Raw genomic sequence first — 11,996 nt, 5'->3', positions numbered from 1 at the left:
CGGGATCGCGGCGCGGCGATCGGCTGCGCTCAGGCTCCGCACCGGCTGGCGATGCGGATCCGGCCCATATCCCGCCGGCCTCGTCTCACCTGAACATGGCATCGAGATCCGCCGCGGTGCGCGTTCCAGCCGCGTAATCGCGCTCGCCGCGGCTCTGCACGTAGCTCAGATACGAGGCGAGCAGGCGGGCGGACTTGACGGAGACGTTGTAGCCCTCGTCGTAGCGGCCCTTGTTCCGCTGGATACGGCCTCCGGTCGAGCCGTCCTCGTTGACGAAGAAGACGACTTCCGTAGAGGATTTACCATCGATCTTGTCGCCGTCGCGGGGGCACGACGCCTCCGGGAAGCAATCGACCCGCTTGCGATAGTGGCGCCGCACCTCGTTGCGGTGAGCGATCTCGGACCAGAGCGAGATCTTGGCGATGGCCAGCTTCATCCGGTCGAGTTGCTCGGGGGTCAGATCGATGACCGCCCGCTTCTGGTCGACGCTGGCACGGGGGTCGACGAAGACCATGTCGTAGGACAGCCGGCCGGTGTCACCGACGCGGGGCTCGACCCAGAATCGTCCGCTCTCCCGCGTGCCGGGAATGTAGAAGGGCACCTTCGGGAATTGCTCGGACGCCGTGCGTGCCGTGCGGCCGAGATCCTGGTCGTCCGGCTTGGTCGGCGTCAGGTACGAGGCGCGATTGGCCGCCGCCTGCTCGAACCGGGCGCTCAGCCCCGCGAGGGCATCCTCGTCGGCCGCCAGCGGCCGCTCGGCTTCCGCTTGCGCCGCCGCCTGCCGCGCCGCGGCGGCCGCTTCCGCCCTCTCGCGCCGCTCCTGCTTCTCCTGGTTGGCGCGCACGAGCGCCGTGAGCTGCTCGACCTGCCCGCGCAGCCGCGCGGTCTCGGCCTCGCCGGGCTGCACGACGACCTGCATGGTCTGCGCGACGGCGGGCGCCGGGCCTTGCGGACCGCGGGCGCAACACCCGACGTAGCGGCCGTAGACCCACCCGCTCTCGCCGTCGAGCAGACGCACATTGTACCAGGCGCCTTGCCGCCTGATCACGCTGAACAGCGTCCCCGGCCCGAGCTTGCGCAGCCGGACGCCCTCCTGCGTGGTCGGCCGGCTCCGCAAGGCGAGAAAGTTGTCGCCATTCTCGTCGAGCCCGACCGGGTAGCTGTAGCCGCCACTGCTCTCGGCGCGGGCGACGCTCGCCGACGCCAGGACGATCGCCGCCAGAACCCACTGCTTCAGCATCGCGCACACCCAGTCTCGACGGTCGGATCACGGACGTCCCAGTCCCGTCCCCGCCCCTTGCACGGCGCGAAACTCGCGGCGAAAAGTTCAAGAATCCTGAAATGCAGTCGCGGGTCCCCGGAGATCGGATGCGCGATGGTTATGAAACTCGATTAAAATTGAGCGATGCCTTGAGCGGAGCAGCAATGCGGGCAGGCTATTGTTCGTGTAACGCCGGGCAGTCGTTCGCGAGATGACGCCGACAGAGCGGCAACCCGTGTCGCGTGCCGGCATTGCCGGTGGCAAGGTTTCGGTCGGGACGGTGAATCGGTCCGTCGCGGAGGGGTGGAGTTCTTGATGCGCGTATCCGTCCTCGTGCTCGCGGTCGGCCTGATCCCGTCGGCGGCCGCCGCCAAGGCTCCGTTCTACGTCGGGATCTGGTCGCCATCCGCCAAGTCCTGCAAGGCGAACCCGCTCGAGGTCGAGGGAGCCATCTTCCGGATCGAGCGATCCCAGATCATCTGGAACGAGACGACCTGCGCGTTCAAGCTGTCCGCGGCGCGACCGACCGGGAACGGGACGGCAATCCCGGCGACATGCGAGTCCGAGGGCCGGATCAGCAAGACGACCTACATGTTCGACACGGTCAGCGGCCGCATGCGCATGAACGGCCACGTCATGGTGCGCTGCAAGGACAGCGACTGGCGGACGGGCTATGAGTAGTCTGCATCGCGGACGCTGAGCAGCGGCGGAGTGCGAGAGCTCCACCCCCGGCCCGATCCGGGTTCTCAATAAGACCCACCCGCCACTCCCGCCGTCACCAGCGCCACGCCCGAACTCGTGCCGAGCCGAGTCGCGCCGGCGGCGATCAGGGCGCGGGCGGCCTCCAGGCTGCGCACGCCGCCGGACGCCTTGACCCCGATCGCGTCGCCGACCGTCGCGTGCATCAGGGCGACGTCCGCCACGGTGGCGCCGCCGGTCGAGAAGCCGGTCGAGGTCTTGACGAAATCGGCCCCGGCCTCGACGGCCAGGGTGCAGGCGAGGCGCTTCTGCACCTCGTCGAGCAGGCAGGTCTCGATGATGACCTTCAAGACCTGCCCCCGGCACGCGGCCCGGACGGCCGCGATGTCGGCCCGCACAGCGGCGTGGTGCCCCTCCTTCAGGGCCCCGAGCGCGATCACCATGTCGATCTCGGCTGCGCCGCGGCGCGCGGCGCCGGCGGCCTCTGCCGCCTTGTCTTCCGGCGGCACCGCCCCGAGGGGAAAGCCGACGACGGAGCAGGGAGCGACGGCGCTGCCGGCCAGGATCTCGGCGACGAGCCCGACATGGACCGGGTTGACGCAGACCGCCTTGAAGCGGTGCGCCAACGCCTCCTCGCACAGGCGCCGCACCTCGGACGAGGTCGCGTCGGCCCGCAGGAGCGTGTGGTCGATCAGGCGGGCGAGGGCGGGCGCGTCCAAGGGAATCGTCTCCGAGGGAATCGTCTCCGGGGCGGCCCGAGCCCGGGTGCCCGGCGCCGCGACGGCAGGAGTTCCATCGCGGCGCGCGGACCGTCAAGCACCCGGGATCAGCGCCCGCTGGCCTGGCGGATCGCCGCGACCGTCCGCTCGACGAAGGCGACGCCCGGCTCGGTGAAGGTGATCTCGTCGTCGCTCAAGGTGGCGAGGCCGCGCTGCTCGACCTCGGCGGCGCCCTCCGGATCCGCCTGATGGCCGCTGCCGTCCCGGCGCACCACCGAGCTGATCGGCTGGCCGCTGATCAGGTGATGGTAGGCCGCGAAGGCGAAGATCGACAGGGCGCGGTCGGAGAGGGCGTTGGTGTCGGCAGCCATCGGGTCGGGCCTCGAGGAAGGGAGGGGCGCGCCGCAGGATGCCGGGCGCGTTCCCGGCCCAACGCCCGGGATCGGCAAATGGGCCGCGCCCCCAAATGACGCAGCCCCCAACGCAAGCCTTACGGCAGCCGGGCCGGGAGCGGCATCGACGAGGTCTTCTCGTCGTAGAACACCGCGTAGCTGCCCGCTTCCAGGTCGAACAGGGCGTAGTCGAGCCCCTTGATGGTCTCGGTCCGGAAATGCACCCGCTGGCTGCCGCGGGTGATCGCCGCGAGGCGGTGGGACAGGGCCGAGACCGGCAGCATCCCGGTCACCCGCTCCGGCCCCTCCGCGAGCTTGACCCGGAAGGTCAGGTCGTGCCCGTTCCAGGCCAGGGACTCGAACCGGATCGCCTCCCGCCGGTCGAGCCAGCGCAGCATCTGGGCCGCCGAGATCATCGCGACGCCCCGCTCGCGGGCGGCGGTGACCAGGTGGTCGAAATAGCCGTCGGTGTAGTCGTAATGGGTGCCGAAGGCGCCGAAGAACTGCTCGGGGCCGAGCGCCCGGTCGAGCATGGTGGTGATGCCGGTGCTCTGGTCGACGCCGTTCTCGTTCACCAGATGGCTGGCGGCCTGGTAGATGTCGAGGACCCGCCCGTCGAGGTCGGCGAAGCGCATCGGGAAGCCGGAGCCGTTCATGAAGCCCGGCCGCCGCCGGATCCACGAGCCGGGCCAGTAATAGTAGCCGAGGTCGAGGCGGATCCCCGCCGCCCGCTCGATCTTGGCGGTGTCGGCCCAGCCGTTCCAGGTGACGCAGTGCAGGCGATGGGTCTCCTGCGCCGGCAGGCCGAGCTTCTGCCCGATGCCGCCGACCTGCCGGCTCAGCGCCAGGCCGAGCGTCGCGCCGTCGACGTCGCGGCAGCCGGTATCGGCGTGGATCCCCGTCTCGAAGCCGAGGGCGGCATAGGTTTGCGCCTGCTCCGGCGCCAGACGCGTCGCCGGCGTGACGTAGGAGGTCGCCCGCGCGCAGTCCCAGGCCTCCGGCCGGCAGTCGATCGGGCTCTCGGCGACGAGGCGCTTGTAGGAATCCAGGGTGCCGCGGCGGGTGGCGTGGTCGTCGCCGGCCATGATGAGGGCGGCGCGTCGCTCGTCCGGCAGGTACCAGACCCGCGGCAGCGGCAGGCGCTCGGCGCTCATCGTCACGATCAGGTTGGCGAGCAGCCGCTGCTGCTCGTCGGCCTGCGGGATCGCCACCCGCGAGAGGTCGAGGTAGTCCGGGAAGAACAGGTCGTTCGGCCGCCGGGGCGGCAGCCCGTCCCGCTCCTGTCCGGCGAAGGCCGGGTTGCCCTGGCGCAGGCGCACCACCGAAGTGGCGAGATCGAAGGCGAAGGCGGCCGCCTGGCCCTGGCCGGCCCGGTGCAGCGAGACCGCCGGCCAGGGCAGGGCATCGCTCCCGGTCGAGAGGCGGGCGAGGATCGTCGCGCCTTCCGCGGCGTAGCGGGTCGCGGGGCCGTGGAACTGCATGGCCTGCCGGGCGATGCCCCGGACGGACGGTATCTGCGCGTCGACCTGCAGGTAGCGCTCGTCGAGGGCCTCCCCGGCCAGGGCGAGGCCGAACAGCGGCAGCCACTCGCCCTCGGGCCGGATCGCGATCAGGTTGCCGCCGTCCTGCACCCAGTCGGAGAGCCGGGCGGCCAGGGCCTCGTCCGGCGTCTCGGTCATCAGCACCAGGGCAGCCCGGGCGAGGCGCTCCGGCGTGAGGTCCCGCGTCGCGACCACCGAGAACAGGTTCAGCCCCTCCGCCCGCAGGATCTCGGCGTAGTAGGGGCCGAAGGGGTTCTTCGGCCCGACCGCGAGCAGGACCGGCGCGCCGGGCCTCTCGGCCAGCTCCGGCGGCGGCGCCACGGTGAAGCGCCCCTCCGCCGGCTCCCTCAGGGACAGCCCGAGGGTGCTCTCCGGCCGGCTCCCGGCGCCGATCGTGATCCGGTAGGTCGCGCCCGGCCGCAGCGGCGCCTGCGGGACCAGACGGGCGGCGCGTTGGGGAACATCGTAGGTGATCGCGACCGGCACAGCCGCACTGCCATCCTCGCGCAGCGAGATCGTCGCGGGCCCGATCGTCTCCGGCACCATGTCGTGGGAGAAACCGACCGCGATCGGCAGGCCGGGATAGACTTCCGTTGCGCCATCGATCGGCATCAACGCCAGCACACGCGGAGACAGCGCCTCGAACAAGAGGCGGACCGATGCCGCGAACGTCAGACACAATACTGCCGACACCAGCAGGCGCACGACCATCCGCTGCATCACGTCTCTCGCCAAACATTGATTATTGGTATGACCGATGCTTAGCAGGCCAATACAGTCGAGGACAGCCGGGACGACGGCGACGCGCGCATCCCTTCGTCGAGGGGATGGAGGTCCGCTACCGCTTTGGTGGAGGGTGGCCGGATCGCGCGAAAGACGCGGCACCGCGACGATGGCGTGCCGACCAATCTTGATCGATCAACGATGGAGGGAAGATCCGGCCGGTGGCGCTCACGAGGGGGTTCGGGGCACGTCACCACAGAACTTTGATTTATCAGGCGTTTTCCCGGTTGCACGTAGCAGCAGTGTCGCACGATCTCGGGGTGCGGCACGCTGTCGTGGACGTCTAACCGTCACCTTAGTGGCTACGGGACTTTCCTCGACATTGACGTTCAGCATGCGGATCTTGCGCCCGTCATGCGTGCGCGCCTCGACGACGTCGTAGGACCAGATATGATCGCGGTGCTCGGGCCGCAGCCGGACACAGGAGCCATCCCCGTCCCACAACCGGCCCTTCTTGGGCAGGCGGGCCTGCGCCTTCAGCCCCTCCTGCCGCCAGAGCCGCTCCACCCGCTTGTCGTTGACCAGCCAGCCTACCGCCCGCAGCAGGGCGGCGATCTTGCGGTAGCCGTAGCGGCCGTACCGGCGCGCCAGCTCGATCAGGTCAGCCCGGAGCGCCGCCTCGTCGTCTCTCCCCCCGGCACCTTGCGCTGCGTCGAGCGATGCTGTCCGAAGGCGCGGCAGGCGCGGCGCTCGGAGACCGTCAGTACGGTCTGGACATGCTCGATGCAGGCGCGCCGGCGCGCGGGGCTCAGAAGTTTCCCCGGGCGGCCTCCTGCAGGATCAGCTTGTCGAGGGTAAGATCCGCGATCGCCTTGCGCAGCCGCTGGTTCTCAGTCTCCAGCTCGTTCATCCGGCGCACCTGGTCGGACTTCAGCCCGCCGAACTCCTTGCGCGAACGATAGTCGGTGACCTCCGACACGCCGATGGCGCGGATTGCATCCGCCACGCTCTGGCCTTGCGAGACCAGCACGTCCACCTGCCGCAGCTTGGTCACCACCTCTTCCGGCTTGTGCTTCTTCGTTCCCATCGCGTCCGTCCTCCGTCGGCTCAAAGCCATACTTCAGGGCGGACCACTCCGATGGGGGCTGACCAGCCCCTCCTGGAGGCACCGATCGGCTGGTCACCGAGAGCCACCAGGCACAGAGGAGCGAAGCCGTGCTCACCAAGCAATGCAATTGCTGTCTGAACCGCAAATACCGGGCCTTGACCCCGTTCCTCAGCGAGTCCCTTGAAGTCCATGTGCCTTATCGCGCACGGACGCTTGTTTTTTCATCAATACAAATCAGAAGCGTCGTATCACAGTCACTCCCTGCCATCCGCGCACAGGCGGGTTGATGACTAAGTTATCCTGTTTTATATTATTAATATATTCCATAATATAGGACAATATATTTACTTTTTCAATAGATTATTCATCCGTAAATAAATTAACTTGGCAGTTCGACTGGCACACATACCGAGACAACTAGTAGCGATCCCAGCTGCCACCTCTGCGTATCCTGTTCGTCGTCAGCCAGATCTGCAAACCGTCCCTCTTATCAGAAAGTAAATGATTATTGACGAAAAATGAATCGTATTCAACCGCCCGTACACCCTCGCCACCAAAGGTCCCAGTTGTCTTGGTGGCGACGGGATGAAAGCCGCGATCGATTAACCATGCCGTTACCTCAGAGTGAGTTGGCTGGTTGTGGTACAGTGGGACGACGGATGTCTCGATCTCAAGTGCGGCAACATGATGGAGCGTCCGGGCAGCGCCCTTGAGCACTTCCAGCTCGTACCCCTGAACATCGATCTTGATGAAGTCTGGCTTCTCGAGACGATCCAAAACATCATCGAGAGGACGCACCGGGACTTGGAATTCCTTGATGATTTGCCAAGCCGCGATCTCTTCGAACCTGCCAATGCTCTCGAGGTTCGGACGCAGGAGCGATGATTTGCCGGGATCACGAGCCACATGGAGCGTAGCCGAACCTTCCTCGGCTCCCAGGGCACATTCGAGCACGGTCGCGCCCAAGTAAGCCTTGCGCAGCCGCGCAGCCTCGACGCGGTCCGGCTCGCAGAGAATAGGCGTTACGATACCCAGCTTGCGCAACATTTCCCAGCGGGGCTGAAGGCCAAACAGGGCGCCGACATCGAGAAGACGCAATGGTGGCAGTTTACTTCGACGTTGGTGCATGACCGATGAAATAACGCGACTAGCGCGATCGACGCGCGTAGATATAAAACGAATACTTGTCATCTTTTCCTGCCCCAGATGTTCAATTTGGATTTATCGTTGATCTCAGCCAAGATCTAAGAGCGAGATGCAGTCGAAGCCGCCGCTGACGGTGACGCGCACCAGGACGGGGACGAGGACCGCGAGCAATGGAATCACGGGCATCCCTGATGGAGTCCCTCAATTGCGGCGGCACGTCCCCCCGGTCGGCCAACTCGTGGGAGAGTCTATCGACGTAGTCCGCCAAGCCGTCGATCGCGGCATGGCGCAGCCGAGGGCTTTCGAGCGTGCTCAGCTTCTCTATGGTCCAGCGCAGGTGCTCTGCAGCATGGCGCGGCACAGGATCCGGCACCTTCGTCATGCGCTGGTCACCAAGATGCGTGGCGAGATAGATGACCTCGCCATAGGTTGAGCAGCGCCACCACAGCTCGAGATCCTGGAGAAAGCTCCAGGCGGGATCCCACCCACCGGCGTCCCGGAAGACATCGGTGCGGACCGTCACTCCAGGGACCGCGACCATGTTGTTGAGCAGGATCAACTCGCGGAAGTCGTCGCCCGTGCAGTGGTAGCGAAATGGAAAGCGCACGCCGGCGATCGATCCGCCTTCGTAAGTGAGGTGGCGGAAGAGACCGTGGATGAGGGCGGGGCCGGATCGTGCCGCGGTCGCGATGCTCCTGAGTGCTCCAGGGGCGAGACGGTCGTCAGCATGGAGCGTGACCAGATACTCGGCCGAAAAACCGGCCTCGTAGGCCCGGTTCCAGTTGTCAGTGCGCGCCACCCGCGTCGCATGCAGGGCGGGTCTGAGACGAGGATCGGTGATGGCTGCGATGATGTCCCTCGTCCCGTCGTCCGAGGCATTGTCGCAGACGTGTAGTTCAAACCTGTCGTATTCCTGCGACAGGATGCTGCCGATGGCTTCGCCGATAGTATCGGAATTGTTGAAGCATGGAACGATGACGGCAAGTTTTGGATCCATGCAGCAACACCTTTCCTGATGCCGGCATCCGTTCATGCTCATTCCGGCCGTTCGAGCCACCAAGCCTCCATGTATCGCGGCCCGGCCTCGATCATCGGTGCGGAGCGTCATTCCGCTCCGCGCAGCCGCCGATACGGCCCTCGGTCCGGTCGCCCCAGCCGGATCAAAGGCGCGTCGACGAACGCTCGTGCGGAGGGACCTCCCCCGAGAACTTGTCGTCCTTGACGGAAGGTGCCTTCACAACGACCGTGACCGCGTCGGTGAGTGCCGTGAACGCCGTCGCTTCGCCGGGCTCGATCGTGATGACGTCGCCCGGCCCCCAATTCCGTCCGCACATCGTGACGTGGCCCGATACGATGGCCGTCACTTCGGTCGCCACCTTGTGGTGATGGAGTGCCTCCCGATCGCCGCACCGGTAGTGCTTGATGGCGACTTCCATCGCTGTACTGTTCAGGACGGCGGGAACGAAATCACCGACGATCCAGCCCTTCGTCATCTCCTCGAGGCGCGCCGACTTCATGCGTAGGCCTCCGTTCCGCCGGCCAAGTTCGTCAGCCCGCGCTCCGACTTGAGGGGATGGTATTGTTCTTGCTCGATCCCAATGGCGTCGATGCGTTTGTGCCGCAACACCAGTTCGTTCAGCGCGGGGCAGATGTAGAACCGTCCATGGACATGGGCGTCCTTCAGGATCATCTCGCTGGCCGCATCGAAGAAGTCCTGGGAGCGGGCAAACCAGTAGAGGCCGGCGCTGGCCGCCCGGCTGATCGGGCGCTTCTCGGCACTCTCGACGACCCAGCCCTCCGCATCGATCCGCACGTAGGAATAGCGCGGATGCAGGGACGGGAAAGTCAGCACGCCTGCGTCGGCACGCCGGGACCGGAATCGGACGATGCAGTCGGCGATGTCGACGTCGATCTGATCGGTGGCGCTCGCCACGATCAACTCGTCATCCATATCGACGGCGTCGGCTGCCAGCAGCGCCGTGCAGGCTGCCCCGCCAGTCTCCCGCCGGATCGTGATGACCTTGCTGCCGGGGGCCACCTGCTCGACGATGTCGGCGAGAAAGAACGCATCCGCATCAGCCTGCCGGAAAGCGAAGATGAAGCGGGCGTCGCCGACCTTGCGAAGCGCCCTGATCTGACGCTCCAAGACGAGAACGCCGTCGACCTCCGACATCCAGATCGGAAATCGGCGCTCGGTCTGCTCCGCCGCGTAGTCCCCGGCGGCCAGGATGAGGATGTTCATCGGGGAAGGCCTCCGAGTTCAGCCAGCCGGCGGTCTATCGTCCCGAGATTCACGTCGTTCACGTCGCGGACGACGAGGACGTGCGCGCCGGAGGCGCGCGCCGCCTGGATGCCGTGATCGTTGTCCTCGAGAATGAGCGTTTCTTCCGGGCGCACTTCCAGCCGCTCCATCGCGGCGCGGTAGATCTCCGGATCCGGCTTCGACCGGCCCACGTCCTGATTCGACAGCATGACGTCGATGTAATCGGCAAGGTGCGCCCGATCCATCATCGCCGCAACGGTCCGGCGGACCGAGTTCGACGCGACGGCCAGCCTGTAGCCCCGCGCGTTCAGCGTCGCGAGCGCGTATTGGTGGGAGAACACCGGCTTGCAGCGGACCGCGAGGATCTCCATGGTGTAGACCTGCTTGAGGTCGTTGATGAAACGATGCAAGGCGTGCGGCAGGCCCGTCGTGACGCTGAGGATCTCCAGCTTGCGCCGGGTCGGAAGCCCGTCGAACGTCGTGAGGTGGTCGGCTCGGCTGATCTCCATGCCGAAGAGCCCGAGGGCGCGGTTGAGGGCATCGTAATGCCACTCTCTGGCGTCGATCAGGACGCCGTCCATGTCGAAGACGATGGCCCGTATCATATCGCGAAGTACTCCCGGGCAGCGATGGGCTGGTCGGTGCAGAGCGTCAGGGCCGGCTGGGTCCGCAGCCGGGCCAGTTGTTCCCACAGGCCGGCAGGATCGCGGCCGTGCAGTTCGGGCGAGACGACGCAAACCGATTTGCCGGCCCGGAGGTGGCGCTCGACGTGCGAGTTGTCGAACCAGGCTCCGTCGAAAGCGTCGAGCCAGACGCCTTGTGCCTTGTCGTAGAGGATCGGGTCCGGCTCGACGTCGCTGTGCCGGGTGTAGTAGGGCAGTCCTGCCCGCCGGTAGCGCACCATCTCGGGCGCCGACATGTCGAAGGCGAACCACGACACGTCGGTACCGGCGAACGCCTCGCGCAGCATGTCGGCGAGACCATCCGCCTTGACGTTCACCGCAAGGGGCAGGCCCGTTCCCGAGAACAGCGCGACCGCCTCGTGCCAGAGCATCGCCGGCCCGGTGGGGGGGTCGTGCGAGACCACCAGCCGCCCGCCAGCGTCGCGGACATCGGTCTCGGTGCCGAAACCCTGGTCCCGCGTTCGCAGGAATGCCGCGGCCGAGTTCTTCTCCGCGCCGTCGAGCCACAGCCCGCGATGACTGATGATGTTCATGAGAGGCAGGCCGATACCGAACGGCGGGAGACGGGGGAGGCCAGGAATGCATCGAGGTCGGCGGGCGTGCCGAGGCCGTGCATACCGGCGAGATCCGTTCCCACGCTGCTGATGGCGATGCGGCTGCCCCCGGCGATCATCTCGTTGTAGACCGGTGCGACGTAGAACTCGCCATTGACCCGTCTGTCGGCCCCGATCATCGCCTCCGCGGACCGCACGAAATCCGAGCACTTGGCGAAGCTGTAAATCCCCGTCGTGGCTTCGTTGGAGATGACCTCCTTCTCGACCACACGCCGGACGAGGCCGTCCGCATCGACCTCGACGAACGACCATTTCGGGTCACTCGCCGTCATCGTCATGATAACGCCGTCATAGCCCTCGTCGAGGACGCCCAGGTATCGGTCGATCGGCGCGTCGATGTACTGGTCGCTGTTGGCGATCATGAGCGCGCCGTCGCCGAAATGCTCCCGCGCGGCCAGAACGGTGCAGGCCGCCCCGGCGGTGAGACCGTCCAGCTGCACGATCGCGCAGCCCGGTGCCCATTGCGCGAACCTCTCCGCCAAGCCGAACGCCGCGACGTGACTGCGCTGGCACACGAACACGAAGCGATGCGGCCGGCTCGGCCGCAGGTTCTCGATGACCAGCCGGATCATCGGGACATCGTGGATCCTGATGAGCGGCTTGGGATCGACGTAGCCTGCCTGGCTGAAGCGACTGCCCAGCCCGGCCATTGGTACGACGATCGTCAATTCCTGCGGCATCCGAACCTCGCGGATAAACGGGTGCCGTCGCGCCGGTCTCCGGCACGAGCAGCATTCAATCGTGATGACGATGACACGCCAGCGATCTCTCGTGTCATGGGGTAAAAATTTTTGCCGAAACCGAGCATAGGCGAGAAACCGGAGCAGACATGTCAGGAAAAACCGAA

12 protein-coding genes and 1 pseudogene are annotated in these 11,996 nt (G+C 66.5%); 1 reads left to right on the top strand and 12 read right to left on the bottom strand.

Annotation, left to right across the window (positions count from 1 at the left end):
- Positions 1 to 85: 85 nt before the first annotated feature.
- Complete coding sequence (locus tag MFF64_RS22295; RefSeq protein WP_238192419.1) at positions 86 to 1,240, bottom strand: SH3 domain-containing protein; 1,155 nt, start codon at positions 1,238 to 1,240, stop codon at positions 86 to 88.
- Between the two features lie 336 nt (positions 1,241 to 1,576).
- On the opposite strand from MFF64_RS22295, the gene MFF64_RS22290 reads away from it, so the two are divergent.
- Positions 1,577 to 1,942, top strand: a complete 366-nt coding sequence (locus MFF64_RS22290; RefSeq protein ID WP_133123458.1) for a hypothetical protein — start codon at positions 1,577 to 1,579, stop codon at positions 1,940 to 1,942.
- 65 nt (positions 1,943 to 2,007) lie between these two features.
- Here MFF64_RS22290 and deoC read toward each other — a convergent pair whose 3' ends face one another.
- From deoC to MFF64_RS22235, 11 genes and pseudogenes are all read right to left on the bottom strand, one after another.
- Complete coding sequence (gene deoC, locus MFF64_RS22285) at positions 2,008 to 2,679, bottom strand: deoxyribose-phosphate aldolase (RefSeq protein ID WP_207768100.1); 672 nt, start codon at positions 2,677 to 2,679, stop codon at positions 2,008 to 2,010.
- A 107-nt stretch (positions 2,680 to 2,786) separates the two neighbouring features.
- A complete protein-coding gene (locus MFF64_RS22280; protein WP_099902975.1) occupies positions 2,787 to 3,050 on the bottom strand; it encodes a hypothetical protein in 264 nt (87 codons plus the stop codon).
- A 119-nt stretch (positions 3,051 to 3,169) separates the two neighbouring features.
- Entirely contained in the window at positions 3,170 to 5,332 is a 2,163-nt protein-coding gene (locus MFF64_RS22275) for an Ig-like domain-containing domain (RefSeq protein WP_238192418.1), read from the bottom strand.
- 342 nt (positions 5,333 to 5,674) lie between these two features.
- Positions 5,675 to 6,422 (bottom strand): annotated as a pseudogene (locus MFF64_RS22270) (IS3 family transposase); the annotation flags it as partial.
- Between the two features lie 438 nt (positions 6,423 to 6,860).
- Complete coding sequence (locus MFF64_RS22265) at positions 6,861 to 7,541, bottom strand: FkbM family methyltransferase (RefSeq protein WP_238192417.1); 681 nt, start codon at positions 7,539 to 7,541, stop codon at positions 6,861 to 6,863.
- A 112-nt stretch (positions 7,542 to 7,653) separates the two neighbouring features.
- Positions 7,654 to 8,586, bottom strand: a complete 933-nt coding sequence (locus tag MFF64_RS22260; RefSeq protein ID WP_238192416.1) for a glycosyltransferase — start codon at positions 8,584 to 8,586, stop codon at positions 7,654 to 7,656.
- Between the two features lie 163 nt (positions 8,587 to 8,749).
- Positions 8,750 to 9,106, bottom strand: a complete 357-nt coding sequence (locus tag MFF64_RS22255) for a cupin domain-containing protein (RefSeq protein ID WP_238192415.1) — start codon at positions 9,104 to 9,106, stop codon at positions 8,750 to 8,752.
- Positions 9,103 to 9,831 carry a glycosyltransferase family 2 protein gene (locus MFF64_RS22250; RefSeq protein ID WP_238192414.1) on the bottom strand — a complete coding sequence of 243 codons (729 nt, stop codon included), beginning with the start codon at positions 9,829 to 9,831 and terminating at the stop codon, positions 9,103 to 9,105. Before MFF64_RS22250 ends, MFF64_RS22255 begins: the two co-directional genes overlap by 4 nt.
- Positions 9,828 to 10,457 (bottom strand): HAD family hydrolase, encoded by a 630-nt coding sequence (locus MFF64_RS22245; RefSeq protein ID WP_273557167.1) that lies wholly within the window; start codon positions 10,455 to 10,457, stop codon positions 9,828 to 9,830. Before MFF64_RS22245 ends, MFF64_RS22250 begins: the two co-directional genes overlap by 4 nt.
- Positions 10,454 to 11,068, bottom strand: a complete 615-nt coding sequence (locus tag MFF64_RS22240) for a PI-PLC domain-containing protein (protein ID WP_238192412.1) — start codon at positions 11,066 to 11,068, stop codon at positions 10,454 to 10,456. Before MFF64_RS22240 ends, MFF64_RS22245 begins: the two co-directional genes overlap by 4 nt.
- A complete protein-coding gene (locus MFF64_RS22235) occupies positions 11,065 to 11,829 on the bottom strand; it encodes a glycosyltransferase family 2 protein (protein ID WP_238192411.1) in 765 nt (254 codons plus the stop codon). Before MFF64_RS22235 ends, MFF64_RS22240 begins: the two co-directional genes overlap by 4 nt.
- Between the last annotated feature and the right edge of the window lie 167 nt (positions 11,830 to 11,996).

This window comes from Methylobacterium frigidaeris (assembly GCF_022179185.1).
Lineage (GTDB): Bacteria > Pseudomonadota > Alphaproteobacteria > Rhizobiales > Beijerinckiaceae > Methylobacterium > Methylobacterium frigidaeris.
The sequence above is the reverse complement of the archived record's forward strand: the minus strand, read 5'-3'. Positions and strand labels throughout refer to the sequence as shown.